Source organism: Dyadobacter sp. OTU695 (assembly GCF_038440355.1).
GTDB lineage: Bacteria > Bacteroidota > Bacteroidia > Cytophagales > Spirosomataceae > Dyadobacter.
Genome location: NZ_JASATN010000010.1, coordinates 187,781 through 206,957 on the forward strand (window position 1 = coordinate 187,781; position 19,177 = coordinate 206,957).

The 19,177-nt window shown below is 49.5% G+C and carries 15 protein-coding genes; 5 read left to right on the forward strand and 10 right to left on the reverse strand.

Annotated elements, in window-relative coordinates; all coding sequences use genetic code 11:
- Nucleotides 1–20 precede the first annotated feature (20 nt).
- The 5 genes from ilvA to ilvD form a co-directional block, all read right to left on the reverse strand.
- Nucleotides 21–1,277, reverse strand: coding sequence for a threonine ammonia-lyase IlvA (gene ilvA, locus AAHB90_RS19385; RefSeq protein WP_342086851.1), 1,257 nt, complete (start codon nt 1,275–1,277; stop codon nt 21–23).
- A gap of 99 nt (nt 1,278–1,376) precedes the next feature.
- Nucleotides 1,377–2,423, reverse strand: coding sequence for a ketol-acid reductoisomerase (gene ilvC / locus AAHB90_RS19390; RefSeq protein WP_342086852.1), 1,047 nt, complete (start codon nt 2,421–2,423; stop codon nt 1,377–1,379).
- A 64-nt stretch (nt 2,424–2,487) separates the two neighbouring features.
- The gene (gene ilvN, locus AAHB90_RS19395; protein WP_106595787.1) at nt 2,488–3,021 is read right to left on the reverse strand and encodes an acetolactate synthase small subunit; all 534 of its coding nucleotides are present in this window, start codon (nt 3,019–3,021) and stop codon (nt 2,488–2,490) included.
- Nucleotides 3,022–3,040: 19 nt separating this feature from the next.
- Nucleotides 3,041–4,801, reverse strand: a complete 1,761-nt coding sequence (ilvB, locus tag AAHB90_RS19400) for a biosynthetic-type acetolactate synthase large subunit (protein WP_342086854.1) — start codon at nt 4,799–4,801, stop codon at nt 3,041–3,043.
- A 273-nt stretch (nt 4,802–5,074) separates the two neighbouring features.
- Nucleotides 5,075–6,760 carry a dihydroxy-acid dehydratase gene (gene ilvD, locus AAHB90_RS19405; protein ID WP_342086855.1) on the reverse strand — a complete coding sequence of 562 codons (1,686 nt, stop codon included), beginning with the start codon at nt 6,758–6,760 and terminating at the stop codon, nt 5,075–5,077.
- A gap of 330 nt (nt 6,761–7,090) precedes the next feature.
- Between ilvD and murQ the strand changes: the two genes are divergently transcribed.
- Nucleotides 7,091–7,891: an N-acetylmuramic acid 6-phosphate etherase gene (gene murQ / locus AAHB90_RS19410; protein WP_342086910.1), complete on the forward strand. Its 801-nt coding sequence runs from the start codon at nt 7,091–7,093 to the stop codon at nt 7,889–7,891.
- Nucleotides 7,892–7,893: 2 nt separating this feature from the next.
- Here the strand turns inward: murQ and AAHB90_RS19415 are convergent, their stop codons facing one another.
- The 3 genes from AAHB90_RS19415 to AAHB90_RS19425 form a co-directional block, all read right to left on the reverse strand.
- On the reverse strand, nt 7,894–8,904 hold the full coding sequence (locus AAHB90_RS19415; protein ID WP_342086856.1) for an alcohol dehydrogenase catalytic domain-containing protein: 1,011 nt from the start codon (nt 8,902–8,904) through the stop codon (nt 7,894–7,896).
- Nucleotides 8,905–9,000: 96 nt separating this feature from the next.
- Nucleotides 9,001–9,789 (reverse strand): NIPSNAP family protein, encoded by a 789-nt coding sequence (locus AAHB90_RS19420; RefSeq protein ID WP_342086857.1) that lies wholly within the window; start codon nt 9,787–9,789, stop codon nt 9,001–9,003.
- A gap of 101 nt (nt 9,790–9,890) precedes the next feature.
- A complete protein-coding gene (locus AAHB90_RS19425; RefSeq protein WP_342086858.1) occupies nt 9,891–10,922 on the reverse strand; it encodes a PorP/SprF family type IX secretion system membrane protein in 1,032 nt (343 codons plus the stop codon).
- Nucleotides 10,923–11,200: 278 nt separating this feature from the next.
- Here AAHB90_RS19425 and AAHB90_RS19430 point away from each other — a divergent pair, with 278 nt between their 5' ends.
- The 3 genes from AAHB90_RS19430 (at nt 11,201) to AAHB90_RS19440 (ending at nt 15,658) form a co-directional block, all read left to right on the forward strand.
- Nucleotides 11,201–14,017: a PKD domain-containing protein gene (locus AAHB90_RS19430; protein ID WP_342086859.1), complete on the forward strand. Its 2,817-nt coding sequence runs from the start codon at nt 11,201–11,203 to the stop codon at nt 14,015–14,017.
- A 101-nt stretch (nt 14,018–14,118) separates the two neighbouring features.
- The gene (gene ruvB / locus AAHB90_RS19435; RefSeq protein WP_342086860.1) at nt 14,119–15,144 is read left to right on the forward strand and encodes a Holliday junction branch migration DNA helicase RuvB; all 1,026 of its coding nucleotides are present in this window, start codon (nt 14,119–14,121) and stop codon (nt 15,142–15,144) included.
- Nucleotides 15,145–15,232: 88 nt separating this feature from the next.
- Nucleotides 15,233–15,658, forward strand: a complete 426-nt coding sequence (locus tag AAHB90_RS19440) for a (deoxy)nucleoside triphosphate pyrophosphohydrolase (protein WP_342086861.1) — start codon at nt 15,233–15,235, stop codon at nt 15,656–15,658.
- Here AAHB90_RS19440 and AAHB90_RS19445 read toward each other — a convergent pair.
- Nucleotides 15,641–17,002, reverse strand: coding sequence for a dihydroorotase (locus AAHB90_RS19445; protein ID WP_342086862.1), 1,362 nt, complete (start codon nt 17,000–17,002; stop codon nt 15,641–15,643). The genes AAHB90_RS19440 and AAHB90_RS19445 overlap by 18 nt on opposite strands.
- A 74-nt stretch (nt 17,003–17,076) precedes the next feature.
- Between AAHB90_RS19445 and AAHB90_RS19450 the strand changes: the two genes are divergently transcribed.
- Nucleotides 17,077–17,769 (forward strand): ComF family protein, encoded by a 693-nt coding sequence (locus AAHB90_RS19450; RefSeq protein WP_342086863.1) that lies wholly within the window; start codon nt 17,077–17,079, stop codon nt 17,767–17,769.
- Between the two features lie 58 nt (nt 17,770–17,827).
- Here AAHB90_RS19450 and AAHB90_RS19455 read toward each other — a convergent pair whose 3' ends face one another.
- The gene (locus AAHB90_RS19455; RefSeq protein WP_342086864.1) at nt 17,828–19,090 is read right to left on the reverse strand and encodes an SUMF1/EgtB/PvdO family nonheme iron enzyme; all 1,263 of its coding nucleotides are present in this window, start codon (nt 19,088–19,090) and stop codon (nt 17,828–17,830) included.
- Nucleotides 19,091–19,177: the final 87 nt, after the last annotated feature.

The window sequence follows — 19,177 nt, forward strand, 5'->3', positions numbered from 1 at the left end:
GTCAATGTAGCACAGCGCGACTACACCATAAACTGAAACAAATCCGGCTGATCGTTCAGATACTCATAAACCACCCGGTTGGCATCCATTCGCTCGATCAGCGGCGCGAAATCCTCACGGCTTTTCAACTCAATGCCTACCAATGCAGGTCCCTGCTCGCGGTTGGTCTTTTTGACGTATTCAAAACGCGCGATATCGTCGTTCGGCCCGAGTACATTCAAAAATTCGCGGAATGCGCCCGAGCGTTGCGGGAACCGGATGATAAAATAGTGCTTTAAACCTTCATAAAGGAGCGACCGTTCCTTAATTTCCTCCGTGCGTGTAATGTCATTATTGCCTCCGCTGATGAGCACGACCACGTTTTTACCTTTAATGTCCTCGCGGATCAGGTCCAATGCAGCCACCGTCAATGCACCAGCCGGTTCGGCTACGATCGCCTCTTCGTTGTAAAGTTGCAGGATCGACGAGCATACTTTTCCTTCCGGCACGAGCAGGATCTGGTTCAGGCTTTTACTGCAAATATCAAATGTGATGTCGCCCGCACGTCTCACAGCTGCTCCGTCGACGAATTTATCAATATTATCCAACGTCACCACATGCCCTTCCTGGATCGAGCGGTGCATCGTGGGCGAGCCTTCCGGTTCGACGCCTATGAGCTGGGTTTTGGGGGAAAGTTGTTTAAAAACCGTTGAAATGCCCGACGCTAATCCGCCTCCGCCAATGGCCATCAGCAGGTAGTCGATCTTGAAATCGGCATCTTTGAAAATTTCAAGGCCTACCGTTCCCTGGCCTTCAATGACCTGCAAATCGTCAAATGGATGCACGAAAACGGCATTAGTACTGTCGCGATAGGCCATCGAAGCGTGGTAAGCATCGTCGTAAGTGTCGCCTACCAAATGTATCTCGATCCATTCCTGACCAAACAGCCGCACTTGTTTCACCTTCTGCGCCGGGGTGGTAGTGGGCATGAAAATCGCCCCTTTTACCTCCATTTTCCGGCATGCATATGCGACGCCCTGCGCATGGTTGCCCGCGCTCGCACATACGATCCCACCCGCGAGGGCCTCCGGCGTCATACTCGCCATTTTGTTGTACGCCCCGCGGATCTTGTAAGAGCGTACCGTTTGCAAATCTTCCCTTTTAAGGTAAATATTGGCTCCGTACTGCTCCGAAAGATGTGCATTGTAAAAGATTGGTGTGTGGTTAATAACGCCGCGCAAGCGTTCGGCGGCGAGGAATATGTTATCGAGAGTCGGAACGGAATGTGAAGTGCTCATGAGTATGAAAGAAAAGAGCTTTACGATGGATCGTAAAGCCCGGTATTTTATCGGACTTCCCAGGTTTTGGAGAACCCGGGAAGTCGAAAGTAATGCAAATTAGTTACGCTCTGGACGCAGACCACGTACAGTCGTACCAGCTTGCCACATTTCTGATTCGCGGAGCTCAGCCAATTCAGCTTCCAGTTTCACGCGGTAATCAGGTTGTGAGTTGCGGGTGATAGAGATTGTAGCTTGCTCGCCGCTTTTTACAGAGTTGTAAAGTTGTTCGAAAACAGGCTTGGTAGCGTCGCGGAAAGGTTTCCACCAGTCCAAAGCACCACGCTGCGCAGTAGTAGAGCAGTTAGCGTACATCCAGTCCATACCATTTTCAGCAACCAATGGCATCAACGACTGGGTCAATTCTTCAACCGTTTCGTTGAATGCTTCTGACGGCGTGTGGCCATTTGAACGCAACACTTCGTATTGTGCGGCGAAAATACCCTGGATAGCACCCATCAAAGTTCCTCGCTCACCGGTAAGGTCAGAGGTTACTTCACGGTAGAAATCAGTTTCGAACAGGTAACCTGAACCTACACCGATACCCATTGCGATACATTTTTCACGTGCTTTGCCAGTTGCATCCTGGAATACCGCGAAAGAAGAGTTCAAGCCTTTTCCTTCTACGAACAGACGACGAAGCGATGTTCCCGATCCTTTTGGCGCAACGAGGTATACATCAACGTCAGCAGGAGGAACGATGCCAGTCTGATCTTTATAAGTTACACCGAAACCGTGTGAGAAATACAATGATTTTCCGGCAGTAAGGTGTTTCTTAACAGTCGGCCAAAGTTCGATCTGAGCAGCGTCAGAAAGAAGATAGCAAATGATAGTTCCTTTTGAAAGCGCTTCTTCGATGTCGAAAAGCGTCTCGCCTGGTACCCATCCGTCAGCAACGGCTTTGTTCCAAGACTTACCACCTTTACGCTGACCAACGATTACATTGAATCCATTGTCACGCATGTTCAAGCTTTGGCCTGGGCCTTGTACGCCGTAACCAATTACAGCGATAGTTTCAGTAGAAAGTACTTCACGTGCTTTTTCAAGTGGAAATTCTTCACGGGTTACTACTTCTTCTTCGACCCCGCCGAAATTTAATTTTGCCATTGATTATTGATTGGATTATTGATTTACTACGAATTAAACAGCAATACTACTAAAACTTTATAGACTATTGGTAATACTCCCATTCGGCTTCCGGCAGATAATCTACCAGAGTCTGAGGCGATTTGCTCACCGCAACCCTTCCCGATCTCACAAATTCAAGGATTTCGTGGGGTTTGATATAGTCGAAAAATTCAAAGATCTCCTCTTCCGTACCGGTCTTCTGGATGATCACGTACGTCAGGTGCCAGTACACGACCCAAGCCTTGTAAGTCTTGTTGATCGTCTCGATATCGAGCGGCTTAGCGCCGATCGGCGTAGAAACCTTGAACAATGCGATCTCGTTGTACGCGATATCCTCATTGAGATACCCGAAAACAGCGAGCACTTCGATGATCTTCCGGATCTGGCGAACCAGTTTCTCCACCGCGTCGCGCGACTCGTGACGAATGACGATCGTAAAGCGGGAAATACCCTTACGCTCAGTTTCCGAAACGGTCAGACTGTCGATATTGATCCGTCTCCGCGTGAAAATCGTCGTGATCTTGTTAAGAATGCCTATCGTGTTTTCAGTAAAAACACAAATGGTGTATGATGTCATAATATCTTCCTCTTTTATATTATTCCAAACGAATATCCGCTACGCAAGCGCCTGTTGGCACCATCGGGAATACGTTTTCCTCTTTTTCCACCAACACTTCCAGCAGGTAAGGCTTGTCGGAAGCCAGCATTTTGTCCAGCGACGCATGCAGGTCCTCGCGCTTTCCGCAGGTATGGCCATCAATTCCGAAACCTTTGGCAATGGTGATAAAATCAGGGTTTTGCAGCTCCACGAACGAATAGCGTTTCTGGTGGAAAAGCTGTTGCCACTGCCGTACCATTCCAAGGAAGTTGTTGTTCAGGATGATGATCTTCACCGGCAAACCGCTTTGAGCGATGGTACCAAGCTCCTGGATCGTCATCTGGAAACATCCATCACCGATAATGGCCACCACTTCACGGTCGGGCGCTCCTACTTTCGCTCCGAACGAGGCCGGCAATGCGTAACCCATTGTTCCCAAACCGCCCGACGTAATGAACGAGCTTGGCTTTTTGAACTGATAGTAACGCGCAGCCATCATCTGATGCTGACCTACGTCGGCCACGATCACCGCTTCGCCCTTGGTTTTATCCGAGAGTGTGCGGATTACCTCCGCCATTTTGATTTTTTCAGTCGTAGGCGCGAGTTCCGGCTGGGTGATTTTCTGGTCTTCGATCACATCGTATTTCTTGAACTCTGCCTTCCAAGCCTCGTGATTGTTCTCATTCACCAATGGAAGCAGCAATTCCAGCGCGATTTTTGCGTCGCCAACCACCGGTGCATCCGCCTTCATGATTTTGTCAATCTCAGCCGGATCGATTTCAATGTGAACAATCTTTGCCTGCTTCGCATAACGGCTCAGATCACCGGTTACACGGTCGTCGAAACGCATTCCGACGGCGATAATCAGGTCGCATTGGTTGGTGAGCACATTGGTACCGTAGTTTCCGTGCATTCCAAGCCAGCCTACATAATTAGGGTGGTCAACCGACATGGAGGAAAGCCCCAGCAAGGTAGAAGCAACAGGAATATCGGTTTTTTCAACGAACCGGATCAGCTCCTGTTCCGCACCTGCGATCTGCACGCCGTGGCCCACAAAAAGGAACGGACGTTTCGCCTGGTTGATCAGTTTCGCAGCCGCCGCCAGTTGGTCCTCTTTCGGCGCCATCCGCGGGTGATAGCTTAGCAACGTTTCCACCTTTTTATGTACAAAAGGCTTCGTCATCAGTTTTTGCTGCGCATCCTTGGTAATATCGATCAAAACCGGCCCCGGACGACCTGATTTCGCTATGTAAAATGCTTTGGCGATGATCTCAGGAATCTCGTCCGCATTGGTAACCTGGTAATTCCATTTAGTAATAGGAATGGTGATACCCATCACATCCGTTTCCTGGAATGCGTCGGTACCCAGCAAATGCGAGGCAACCTGACCGATAATGCAGACCATCGGTGTAGAATCGATGATCGCGTCGGCGATACCGGTAACGAGGTTAGTTGCGCCCGGTCCGGAAGTTACCAGACAAACGCCGACTTCACCCGTAATGCGCGCAAACCCTTCTGCCGCATGTGCAGCGCCCTGTTCGTGGCGCACGAGAATGTGGTTGACCTGATCCTGATAGTCATAAATCGCATCATACACCGGCATAATCGCGCCGCCCGGATAGCCGAAAATGGTTTTCACCCCTTCCGCGATCAGCGACTGGATCACCGCATGCGACCCGTTGATCAACTCCGGCTTGGCTACCGAAACCACCGGTTCCGAAGCCTGAATTGTTGCAGTTTGATTTTCATTAAATCCCATGACCTCTGTATTGTTTAGTCGGATGAATTTTCAAGATTTTCAATGTCATTTATTCCGCGTGTTTCCTCATTGAAAAAACACTTCTATCCATTCTGGGCGGGTTTTGCAAATCAAACTGAAAAGCTATGCTATTGAGGTACTGCGCAACTTCTAGCCTTTCTTTCAGGCTTTAGGTTGGCTTTCGGCATAATACTTCTCAGTCTCCGAATGCGTCCCGGCATGGAAGGCTGTTCTATCCAGTTTGAATTTCCCTTCCGACATAATGCTTTAATTTTACGCTTCGTCAGTCACGCAACCTTCGCTGGCTGACTTCACGGTTCTGATATATCTTCCAAGCATACCTTTTGTAAAGCGTGGCGCAGGTTGTACCCAGGCTGCTTTGCGAGATGCCATTTCTTCGTCAGAAATGTGCAGGGTCAGTACGCGGGTGTTGGCATCGATGCTGATGCGGTCGCCGTCTTTCACAAGGGCGATCGGCCCGCCGTCGAATGCTTCCGGGGTAATGTGGCCGACCACGAAACCGTGGGTACCGCCCGAGAAACGACCGTCGGTGATCAATGCGATCTTGTCGCCCAGCCCTGCGCCCATTACGGCAGAAGTTGGTTTCAGCATTTCCGACATGCCCGGACCACCTTTCGGACCTGCATTACGGATCACTACCACGTGACCTGCCTTAATTTCGCCTTTCGCAAGCATTTCAATAATCTCCGATTCGTGCTCGCACACTTTCGCTTCGCCGTCGAACGTAAGACCTTCCTTACCGGTGATTTTCGCTACCGCTCCGTTTGGCGCCAGGTTACCATAAAGCACCTGAATATGACCGCTCGGCTTGATTGGCGTTTCGATCGGAAACACCATTTTCTGGGTTTCGAAGTTCAAATCAGGAGCTTCTGCGAGGTTTTCAGCAACCGTTTTGCCGGTTACAGTAATACAATCTCCGTGGATCAGTCCTTTGGAATACAAATATTTGGTCACGGCAGGAACACCACCGATTGCAAGAATGTCCTCCATAAAATACTTACCGCTAGGCTTCAAATCGGCAATAAATGGCGTACGGTCCGAAATCGCCTGAATATCGTCCAATGTCAACGGAATGTCGGCTGCACGTGCGATGGCGAGGTAGTGCAATGCCGCGTTGGTAGAACCGCCCAGCGCCATTACCACTGTCAAGGCGTTTTCAAGCGACTTTTTGGTAATAATATCTTTCGGGGTAATATTCAGTTCGAGCAACTTTTTCATTGCCGCTCCGATCTTCTTGCATTCTTCCTGCTTACCCTCGTGCGTAGCCGGGTAAGAGCTGCTGAATGGAAGGCTCAATCCCATTGCTTCGATCGAAGACGCCATGGTATTGGCAGTGTACATACCGCCGCAAGCACCCTGGCCAGGAATCGAATTCTGGATTACTCCTTTATAATCTTCGTCAGAAATATTGTTGGCGAACTTCTTGCCTAATGCTTCGAATGCCGAAACGATATCGAGTTTTTGTCCCTTATAATGTCCCGAGCGGATCGTTCCACCGTACACCATAATAGAAGGGCGATCAAGGCGCGCCATTGCCATAATGGCGCCTGGCATGTTTTTATCACAACCCACCACCGCGATCACGCCATCGTACCATTGCGCAGCGACTACCGTCTCGATCGAATCCGCGATAATGTCACGGCTCGGCAGCGAGTAACGCATACCGTCGTTACCGTTGGTCATCCCGTCCGAAACACCGATCGTGTTGAAGATCAGACCGACCATATCATTCGCAGTTACCCCTTGCTTTACATACACCGACAAGCCGTTCAGGTGCATGTTACACGGGTTACCTTCATAACCTGTACTGGCAATCCCGATCTGCGGTTTAACAAAGTCTTCTTCTTTTAAACCAATTCCATAAAGCATTGCCTGCGCGGCCGGATTGGTTACTTCCTGGGTTAGGGTCTTCGAAAATCTGTTTAATTCTGTCGCCATTGGTGAATGATTGTATTTAAATAAAAACACCCCACTCGCTTGCGTGAGTGAGGTGCCAGATATGTGCTATCATCCCACTCACGCCTGGGGCGTGACGATAATTAGGACCGGGACGATAAGAGTCAATTTCATTTTAGCGTAACATTTAAGTCTAGCGAAATTTCGCTGTTTTTGACTTGGTGTTACAAATTAGGAGCCAATCTTTTTATTTTCCAAACATTCAAAGCTTTTTTTGTTATTAATCTATGATAAATACCAAATTTCCTGACGGTGCAACATCGTTATGGGAAAACATTTATTTTTGAATTCCAAAAACCACTAACCACAATGATGACTACCGAATCGTCTTCGAACTATAATGATCTTGAAAAAATGAGTGTCCACGAGATACTGACTTCCATTAACCGCGAGGATCAGACCGTACCTCACGCTGTGCAGAAATCGATTCCGCAGATCGAAGCGCTGGTGGAACAGATCGTTCCGAGGATGAAAAACGGCGGCCGGCTATTCTACATCGGCGCGGGTACAAGCGGTAGATTGGGCGTCGTGGATGCTTCGGAGTGCCCGCCAACGTTCGGTGTACCGTTCGATCTGGTTGTCGGAATTATTGCGGGTGGTGACACGGCTATTCGCAAAGCGGTCGAAAATGCGGAGGATGACTGGAACCAGGCATGGAAAGACCTCGCTGTTTATAATCCCGATCAGAACGATACATTAATAGGCATCGCAGCCTCGGGACGTACTCCTTATGTGATCGGCGGTTTGAATGAGGCGCGTAATGCAGGTTTGCTGACAGGCTGCGTGGTATGCAACGACGGCTCGGCAGTGGCCAAAGCCTGTGACTACCCAGTCGAAATCGTGGTTGGACCCGAGTTTTTGACAGGAAGCACAAGAATGAAATCCGGCACTGCCCAAAAGCTGGCATTGAATATGATTTCAACTTCGGTCATGATCCGCCTTGGCAAGGTGAAGGGTAATAAAATGGTCGATATGCAGCTCACCAACGAAAAACTGGTCAACAGGGCGTTGCACATGATCATTGATGAGCTGAATATCTCCCCCGACGAGGCACAATCGCTACTCGATGAACACGGAAGCGTCCGTGCGGCGATCGATGCCGTAAGGAAATAGCCTTATATCGAAAGGACGATCTTACCGAACTGCTGACCGGAATCCATGTAGCGGAGTGCCTGTTCGGCTTCTTCCAGCGGGAATACCTTATCTATTACCGGTACGATCTTCTTTTCGCCTACGAACTTCACCATATCAGCAAATTCCTGCTCGGTACCCATCGTGCTGCCATAGATATTGAGCTGTTTAAAAAACACTTTCGCCGGGACGATGTCTGTGATATTGCCCGTTCCGCCTCCATAGAAACAAATGCGGGCCCCAGGCGCAGCGATATCTATCAGTTTTGCAAAACCCGGACCGCCGGCACTATCGATAATGACATTAAAATAACCCGTTTTAGGTCCACGGGCTTTTACGAGCAGGTCACGGAACCAGGTCGGATTTTTATAATTGATCCCGCCTTTCGCCCCCATTTCAATGGCTTTCTGTATTTTCTGGTCGGAGCCGGAAGTTACCCACACTTCGGCTCCCGCCGCGATGGCTAACTGAACAGCAAAAAGCGCCACACCCCCGCCTGCGCCCGTCACGAGCACGCGATCGCCCTCTTTGAACCGGCAACGCGTCACGAGCGAGCGCCAGGCAGTCAGCCCACCCATCGGCAATGCCGCCGCTTCTTCAAATGACAAATGCGCCGGCTTTTCGGCCAGGTATTTAGCTTCGGTCTTCACATATTCTGCAAATGTCCCGTCGTCAGGAAGACCGAGAATTTTGTGGTCTTCGCCGTAAAAATCAGGATTGTCGCCCCAGTTTTGAGATGGATTAATGATCACCTCTTTCCCTATCCAGCTTTTAGCAACCCCATCGCCCACTTCTGTCACAGTGCCTGCACCGTCCGAGCCCGGGATTATGGGTGTTGTGATCCTGGGGTAGAGACCTTTTTGTATCCACACATCGCGGTGGTTGAGCGAGGCGGCTTTCACTTCTACAAGCACTTCTCCCGGACCCGGATTGGGTTTCTGGGTTGATTCGATGACTAGCGGCTCATGAAGGTTTTTTAAAATAGCGGCTTTCATAATGTTAGTTTTTTAAACAAAAAAATGATGAACCGGCCTTCCCGAAACGGAACGGCCCTGGTTCATCATTTCAAATGACTTGAACCGTTTCGGATGCTATATATCCGAATATTCGGTGGGATACAAGAAGAAGCTGGTGTTTTTTGAGACGTTATTCTGATACTCCGGATTTACTTTCAGTTTGTTCCATTCCGCATCTTCCGTGAATGATTTCCAATGTGCATCGCGCGACGCCTTGTTTTCGAAAGTGGTCATGTACATCAGGTTCGGCATGTGGCTTCCAACGATCACCTCGCCATAGAATACCGCATTGAAACCCAGGCGCGCGAACAAAGGAACTTCGCCTCCTGCATTGAACATCTTCACCTTGTTCTGGTAAATTTTCTCGGTATGGCCTTCGTAGCTGCGTAGCTCGTAGACCCTTTCGCTCTTTGGACCGGTCAGGTTAGGCGTCATGTGTACGGGCGCGGTCGTAAAAGCTTGCAACAGGATCGACTCGAAGCGCGCGTAAGGTGGTGTTTTGTAATTCGCCTCGATATAATCCTTTCCGGCAGAAGCATAGGCGGCATCTTTGTCCAAAGTTTTGGGCAAATTCAGAAGCTGATCGAGGGATTTCAAAGGAGTTAGTACGTAAATGAGCTTTCCGGCCATGGTATCAGTCGCGACAGGCTTGAAAACACCCACATTTTTGATACCGGCCCGGTGAGCGGCGGGGACATAAGCGTCTTTCAGAAAAGCTTCTACGCGTGCCTCCTGCTCGGCATTTTTAAGATGGTAGATCTTGATTTCGTAAAATTCCCTCTTGGGGGCTGCCGCTACGGCGCTTAATGCAACAACAAGCAGCAATAACGTGTAAAGGAAATTAAGGTTTCGGTAGTTGGACATAATCGTCAAAAAGACTTTAAATAGTGAAGTAACCACTAAAAAAGACTTTTGCCCGCAAACTTTACCCTACTTCCATTCCCACTAATTTTTTTCGAAGCGTATCAGAACTTCGGACATGAAAGCTGCCGTTTCCGGGTTTTCGGCCGCTTCGGTTTCGAATCGAGGGGCGCGAACACGTAAGACAGGGAGATTTCATGCGCACCGCCGCTACCCGCACCCAATGTAGAAATGGTAAGGTCGTAGCTGTAACCGATTGAGAACTTATCCTGACGATACCCTGCCAGGAATATCAAAGATTCGTGGTTATTAATATTCTGCTCGTACTTTTTGAAGGGAATACCACGATACCAGGCACCAATTACCAGCGGCTCTATGGTCACGTACATTCCGGCATCAAACTGATCGTATTTGCCTTGTTTTTTATACATGATGGCCGGAGAAATCGTTTTTTCCTTATCGATTTCGTCACCCAGGAATGTATAACCTGCAAATGGGATCCGCAAACCGGCCTGCAAGCTGGCTTTCACGGGGAGCCGGGCCTCGGTAAGTTCCGAAAATGCCTGATTAGGGCGGTTCAAATGATGTGCAGAAACGCCAGCCCAGTACCAATCGGAATAGAGCATCGCACCTGCGCCAAAATCGGCATAGAACACATTAGGGCCGCCTTTCGCGAATGGGTCTTCCGAAGGCTGGCCTGTCAGCCCGCCATTATTATATTGGTCACCGAAGGTTAGCCCGAAATAATCGAGGCTCCGGGAAGCTACACCTCCCTGGATTCCGAGACGCAACGACGTAAGCTCATTGAACTGGATCTGATACGAATATTGTAACGCGGCCTCGGTCGATTTGAGGTTACCAAGTCCCTGGCTGTCCATCGTTACAAGTACCCCGATGCCGCTGTTGAAATTGGGCAGGAACATGTCTGCGCCTATCGAAGTCGTCACAAAGTTGGCCGACAACGAAGGCCATTGGTTACGGTAATTGATCGTTGCGCGGGGAGCCAGCGCCCCCCCAGCCAGTGCCGGGTTCAGGTATAATGGGTTCGCGTAGAACTGCGAGAATTGCGGATCCTGGCTCCAACCTTTCAGGCAAAGCAGTGTCAGTAGAAAGAGAAGAAGTAAACGCTTGGTCATAGATGTGTTGGCTTGCCGCTTACCGAAAAACGGCCCCGTTCCGGGCTCAAAAAAATTACCTGATTAATTTCACAAATTATCCTCAAATTGCGTATTAATATTCAAATTAGAGTGGTTTTTACGACATTACCGCACAAAATTTTAACATTTTATTTTCGTTAGTAATGTCGGGTAACCTGAATATTTTATGAGGCGGCTAGGGGTGTTTGAACAAGTAACGAAACATGGGGCGATTTTATAATAGATATCACCGATTTTTTTATGTCCTCTGCCTGCTCATGCTCCTCCTTGGGGCAAGTGCCATGGCGCAGACGCCCTTTCTGGTACAAGGACAATGCATGCAGAACCCCGATTGCGAAGCGGATTCAACTTCGTTCAGAGATACGGTCAGCGTTGCAACCAAGTGGCAATGGAGTTTCGGGGACGGCGCGACCGATACACGGCGCAATCCCCAGCATTCTTATATGTCGCCTGGTACTTACACGGTGACGCTCGTTCGCACTCTGAAAAATGGCGCAGTTGAAACGGTTCCACAAACGGTGCAAATCGGCGAACTTCCCCCTGAATTCCAGGAATGGAAAATAGATACAACAATTTGTAAAGGGGACACCCTCATTCTCGATCCATACCCTAACGGTGCACCCGATGGTGCCAAATATATCTGGTATCCCAAAGGCGACACCACCCAGACTTTAAGCGTAGACAGCTCCGGATGTTATTCTGTGGAAGTGATAATGCCTAATGGCTGCAAAATCCAGAACCGGATCAATGTCAAGATCTGTATGGAACCGCAGGCCCAGGAAGGATCGAAATGGTACTTTGGTGGTAATGCAGGCCTTGATTTTTCGAATACACCACCCAGTCCATTGACCGACGGCAAGCTGAATACGCCCGAGGGAACTTCGTCCATTGCCAATTCCAAAGGGCAATTGCTCTTCTACTCCGACGGTATCAAGGTCTGGAACAAAAATGGTGACGAAATGACCTGTACATTCGGGCCGTGCGCGCCCATGAAGGGTAGCCCGAATTCCACGCAATCGGTTCTGATAGTCCCGCAACCCACTTGCAGAGGCTGCGAGTACTTATATAATGTATTCACAACATCGGATATTAACGGACAGAAGCTACTTACTGTAAGCGTCGTAGACATGCGCCGCAATAATGGTCTGGGCCAGATTATTGAACAAAATACAACGCTTCAAACCCCCACCACCGAGCGCATTGCCGCGGTACGCAATGATCGTGACAGTACCTACTGGGTCGTTTCACACGACTACGGCACCAATAAATTCCGCATTTTCCACGCTACTACGGGTGGGCTCGTAGAGGTAAGCGCTCCCGAACTGGGCATGGCGCACGATAGCCTCAACAAAGCGGAGGGTTATATGAAATTCTCCTCCCCGGACAGCACTACGGGTGAACGACAGCTAGCGGTGGTAATCCCGGGTCCGGCCCGAAATTATGTCGAACTGTTTAGTTTCAATGACTCGACGGGCGTGCTGACTTACAAAAAAACAATGGACCTCGGTCCTGCGCCGCCCATTGCTTACGGTATCGAATTCTCTCCGAGCGGCGAAAAAATGTACGTTTCATTCCAGGGAGAAAACGGAACAAAATCGCTCTTAAAACAATACGATCTTTCGCTTCCGGACAGTCTGGTCATAGAAACCGCCATTACCATCGACAGCTCCGCCACGCAGAAATACGGCGCGTTGCAGTTCGGGCCGGATGGGCGCATTTATATGGCCATCGAGGGGAGTGAATATCTGGCAACCATAGGCGAGCCGGAAGGAAATTCACTAACCGGCGTCGATTATGAGCGCGACGGAGCGAACCTTGGAGGCAAAAAAAGCCAGTTGGGCCTTCCAAATATGGTTCAGGATTTCACGCAGGAATCGCAAGGCCCAGGCTTTGAGGCGGACGGATTCTGTACGAACGAGCCTACAACATTCCAGGCCAGCCCGATGTGTGACCCGATCGAGGACTCTTATTCGTGGGATTTCCTTGGAAACGGACAATTCACGGCACCTTCCAAGCAGCAACAGGCGACTTACACTTATACCCAGCCCGGCAAATACATGGTAGCCATGCGCGCAACCAATAAATGTACGGACACGACGATCGTGCAGGAGATTACCATTTATGAAACACCTTCAAACATCGATCTGGGGCCTGACAAAGATACCTGTGGCGCCTACGTGCCATTGGATATGAAGGTAAATGCGGAGGTCTATGCCTGGGTTAACCGAGGAAGGGTTGTCGGCCGTGGCAGGACTTACAACGCAACTTCAACCGGCCGGTATATCGCCATTGCATTCAACGGACCACAGGGCGATTGCTATGCGGCCGATACGATTGAGATCACCTTACGTAAGCCACCGGCTTTCTCCATCGGTCCCGACACCACGTTATGCCGCGACAGTTCTATTGTTTTGAGCGTTGGAAGCCCTCGCTGGATCGAGTCTAAATGGAGCACCGGCGAAACAACTCCCGACATTACCGTGAGCCAACCTGGCCAATATCACGTAATTGTGAAAGACCGGAACGATTGCTACAACTCCGATACGATTCAGGTGGGCGAACGACCCTCACCGATCCTCGGTCTGGCGCCTGAAAATTACATCTGTATTCCTGATGGCCAATCTGTCATACTAGACGCCAACGGACGAGAGCCCTATGAATACCTCTGGCCGCATTCGGGTGATACCACACGGACGATTACTGTTAACCAGGAAGGCAAATACGTTGTGCGTGCTACCAATAAGGAAGGCTGCGTGACCGAACAAACGACAGAGGTCGTCGACAAATGCGAACCGCGGTTCTTTATTCCCGACGCATTCACGCCCGACGGCGAAGGCCACAATGAGATCCTTGAAATATTCGGGGCTTATTATACCAATTTCTCAATACGCATCTACAATCGCTGGGGTGAGGTTATTTACGCCACCACCGATATCGAAGCACGCTGGGACGGAACTTACAAGGGCGTAAAAGTACAACCGGGAAGCTATCCTTATGTACTTTCCTACGAGGCCCTCTATTATCCCGAACGCAACCCGATCGTAAAGCGCGGATCGGTGATGGTGATCCGATAAGCCTTCCTTTTGCAGATTAAAACAGTTATTTTTGGTTTAATAATGCCAAACCAGCCGCCAGTGAACCGGACGGCTGGTTTTCACTATCTGTTCAACCGACTATGCGCCAGGATTATCTGTCCGGAGATAAAGAAAACCTTTCAAACACTGATAAAGACATCGAACGCGCATTGCGTCCATTGTCTTTTGAGGATTTTACCGGGCAGGACAAGATTCTTGAAAACCTGAAAATCTTCGTGCAGGCAGCCCGCCAGCGCGGAGATGCCTTAGACCACGTGTTGTTGCACGGCCCTCCGGGTTTGGGGAAAACCACATTATCGAATATCATCGCCAATGAACTCGGTTCGGGGATAAAAATCACTTCGGGCCCCGTGCTCGATAAGCCCAGCGATCTTGCTGGCCTGCTTACCAACTTGCAGGAGCATGACGTTCTTTTTATCGATGAAATCCACCGCCTGAATCCGGTTGTGGAAGAATACCTCTATTCGGCCATGGAGGACTACAAGATCGACATCATGCTCGACAGTGGGCCTAATGCACGCAGCATTCAGATAGGCCTTAATCCATTCACACTCATAGGCGCTACCACGCGAGCGGGCATGCTCACATCTCCCCTGCGGGCGAGGTTCGGTATCAATGCGAGGCTGGAATATTATGATGCACAATTGTTGTCGTCCATTCTGAAGCGTTCGGCTTTTATCCTCGGAACTCCGCTGGAAGAAGACGCGGCTTTTGAAATTGCGCGGCGCAGTCGGGGTACACCGCGTATTGCCAATAACCTATTGCGCCGAACCCGCGATTTTGCACAGGTAAAGGGTGACGGCCGCATAAACATGACCATTGCCGAAATGGCATTGCAAGCATTGGATGTGGATCAAAACGGTCTCGATGAGATGGATAACCGCATTCTGAGCACCATTATTCAAAAATTCAAAGGAGGGCCGGTAGGCTTATCGACCATTGCTACCGCCTGCGGGGAAGAGGCCGATACCATAGAGGAGGTATACGAGCCATTCCTGATCCAGGAGGGATATATTAAACGAACATCCCGCGGCCGTGAGGTGACCGAAAAAGCATTCAAACACCTCGGTATTCTGCCGCGCCACCGATCCGGGGAACTGTTCTGAGGGTTAACTTTTTAAGAAGTTTAAACAATCGGATACAAGTTAAGTCTAGAAATGGTAATTTTGCGGTGAATTAGCGTAACCGCCTCCTATGATCGAAGTACTGGTTTCCGAAAAGTTGGTAGTGAGAGTGCCCTGTGCAGTGATTGAACATGATGGAAAAGTACTTGCCGGGCAGCGTAGCGCCGCTTTATCTTTCCCCCTCCAATGGGAATTTCCCGGTGGAAAGCTCGAAAAAGGCGAAACAGATGAGCAAGCTCTTTTCCGTGAAATCATGGAAGAACTGAACGTGGCCGTTCAGATCATCGACAAACTTCCCGAAACTTCCAAAGATCAGGGCTGGCGGGAAATTGTGCTGGTACCGTTCATTTGTAAAGTAAATACAACTGATTTTGTTCTGACCGAGCACGAGCAAATCCTCTGGCTGGACCCCGAAGACCTTCCTACCCTCGATTGGACAGAGGCCGATCTGAACGTAATCCAGAACTACTACGATTACCTAGCGGCTAAAAGTTAATCGCTTTCCCTTCACCGTTTCATCAAACTTGCCGTTCTCATAAACCAGGTGCCCCGACACGAATGTATGGGTAATGCGTGAATGAAACTCCGTCCCGTTAAACGGCGACCAGCCACATTTGGAATAGATATTTGCAGGCTCCACCTGCGTCCTGGCATTTAAATCCACGAGAATCAAATCTGCCCAGTAACCTTCACGAATGTATCCCCGGTCGCGGATATCGAAGCAATCGGCTACCGCATGGCTCATTTTTTCGGCAACACGGTCAATCGAAATTTTTCCTGCCTTGCTCAGTTCGAGCATTACATTCAAAGTATGCTGCACGAGCGGCAAACCTGATGGTGCCTGCCAGTAATGCTGCGCTTTTTCCTCGATGGTATGCGGAGCATGATCCGTGGCGATCACATCAATGCGATTATCCAACACGGCTTGCAGGATTGCCTCCTTGTGATGCGGCGCCTTGATAGCCGGATTGCATTTAATTTCGTTGCCCAGTCTCCGGTAATCTTCCGAATCAAACCACAAATGATGCACGCAAGCCTCGGCGGTTACGAGCTTAGGCTGGCCATTCGAGAGCAGAATTTTGCCGTTGCTACGGGTTCCTACTTCAAACAAGTGTACCTCGTCGCCGGTGGAAATATGTAAAATATGCAGCCTCGTTCCATGCTTATGTGCCAATGAGCTCGCAAAAGTGGAAGAAATCAAACAGGCCTCTTCATTCCGGATCAATGCGTGAATGTCATAGGGAACATCATCTCCATACTTCTCCTTAAAGTAGGCCATTCTCGCTTTCACTGTTGGTTCGTCCTCGCAATGCGTGGCGATAATGCAGGGCGCATTGGCAAAGAGCCTTTCAAGTACTTCGGGGGCGTCTACGAGCATGTTACCTGTCGAAGAGCCCATGAATATCTTGATGCCGCACACCTTTGTAGGATCGGTACGCATTACTTCATCATAGTTGTCGTTCGAGGCGCCCATGAAGAAAGAGTAATTGGCAAAAGAAGTGTTGGCGCCGATCTGGTATTTGTCTTCCAGCAACTGCTGCGTCAACGTGTTGGGAACGGTGTTCGGCATTTCCATGAACGACGTAACCCCTCCGGCAACAGCAGCTTTCGATTCCGTATAAATATTCGCCTTATGCGTAAGCCCCGGCTCGCGGAAATGTACCTGGTCGTCGATCACGCCCGGCATCAGGAAAAGGCCCTTTGCATCAATCACCCTGTCCGCTTGCACATGCTGTAAATCCCGTTCGATTTTTTTAATGTGACCATTTTCAATTAATACGTCTAAATACTGAACCTGGTTTTCATTTACGACCTGGGCATTTACGATCAGCGTTGTCATAGGCGGCGGCGATTGATTGTTGTCGTGCAAAGGTATTCAGACAGGTTGAAATTCACTCATCAAAACACACAAAAATGAACCTGAAACAACTCCTCCGCGATTTTGCCGACTTGCTGTTCCCCCGCTGCTGCGAAAGCTGCGATCGGGTACTTCAAGGCAATGAAGCTACTATCTGCACGCTATGCCGCATTACATTGCCAAGGGTGGGCTCCGACGGCCTGAATAGCGACCTTCTGCAATTCAAGTTTGTGAACCTGCCGGAAGTGCTTTCTACGCATTCATTTTTATTGTTTACAAAAAGAAGTAAGGTGCAAAAGCTTTTGCACGCATTGAAATATAAAGGGAATAAGGAAGTTGGAATATTGCTCGGACAGATGTTCGGTCAAGAACTAAAAGCATCGGGCCACTTGCCGGAAGCCGAAATCATCCTGAGCATCCCTCTGCACCATAAAAAGCGGAAGCAACGGGGTTATAACCAAAGCGACCTCCTGGCCGAAGGATTTTCCAAAGCTACCGGCATTCCGTGGTCGGGAACGATGCTGGAACGGACCAGATATACGGCTACGCAAACCGGCAAAAGCAAATTGGAAAGACGGGAGAATGTACAGGGCGTATTTGCCGTCAAACAGGGATTCCACCCCGAGAGCGCGATCCTGATAGATGATGTGCTTACCACCGGTGCTACACTCGAAGAATGTGCGCGAACCCTCCTGTCAACCGGCTGCCGGCGCTTCTATATCCTAACCATCGCATTGGCACAGCATTAAAATCAAAAAGCCGCCATTCGGAAGAACAGCGGCTTTTGAATTGATATTATTTAGAACCTTACTCTTTGTGAGTTCCGGTGGCGATCATCGCGCAACGGAAACCTACCATAGCGGTTGCGGAGTCCTGGTCCATATAGCGGCGTGTTCCCGGAGACAGCCAGTAAGCTACATCAGCCCATGAACCGCCTTTGTAAACTCTCAGCTTATCATCAACCATTGAGTTGTTGTTCTTGGTATCGTAGTTTTTAGCCTCATCCTGATAGCCGTCGCGACGGAACGAGTTCAAGTCGTTTACATCAGAGTTGGAAAGCGGACGGTATACATCGTAAACCCATTCGCTCACGTTACCTGCCATATCATAAAGACCGTTGTCGTTAGCCGGATAAGAGCGAATTTCTTGTGTAATAATCGCTCCATCATTGGATTTGCCTGCGATACCCGCGTAGTCACCAGGACCGCGTTTGAAGTTCGCGAGCATTGTTCCCTGCTTACGGCCACGTGGCTGGCGCATGGTAGAACCATCCCACGGGTAAATTCTTGAATTAGCCTGGTTCTCGTCAGAATATTGTGTTCCGATCATCGCCATAGCAGCGTATTCAAACTCCGCTTCTGTCGGAAGGCGGTATGGAGGCATTACATAGCCGCTTTCAATGCGGAGCTGTGGTGCCGGAGCATCGGTAGCTGCAACCGCTTCACCTTCGGCTTTCTTCTTCTTGCCGAAAGAGAATCCTCTTTTCTTTTTAGTACCACCTGCCGCAGCGGCGCCTTTAACGTTGTTAGCCTGGCTCACTGCAGCGGTACGCCATGCGCAGTAGTCGTTAGCCTGAACCCACGAAACACCTACCACAGGGTAGAGGCGGAAGCCAGGGTGGCGCAGGTACATAGTTACATAAGAGTCGTTGAATGACAGTTCATTATACCAAACGTTAGTATCAGGAAGTGCTTTCGCATAAAACTCTTCCGAAGAATCTTTCTGGACCGCATTCAGGTATTCGAGGTAGTGAACGTTCGCCACTTCCGTCTGGTCCATGTAAAATGACTGGATACTGACGGTTCTTTTCGGGTTGTCCCGGCGCGTCATTACATCCTCTTCCAGCGAACCCATCGTAAAACGGCCACCTTCGATGTAGACAAGGTCGGGACCGGCTGGCAAAGCTTTGTATTGCTTTACTTCAAACCCGTCTTTTCCGTTGTAAGCCAAACCTGTTTTCGAACTGGTCTTGCCAGGTTTCAAGCTGGTTGGCTTCTTTTTACTACACGCAGTTGCCGCTAATAACACAATCAGAATCAGCGCGATCGACCGGGTACCCATCTTTTGCATGCAAATCATTGCTTTAAAGTGACTTAAGTGTTTGGTATTTTATAGTATGCGAAACCGCAAATGTATGAAATCAATCGATATTATTTT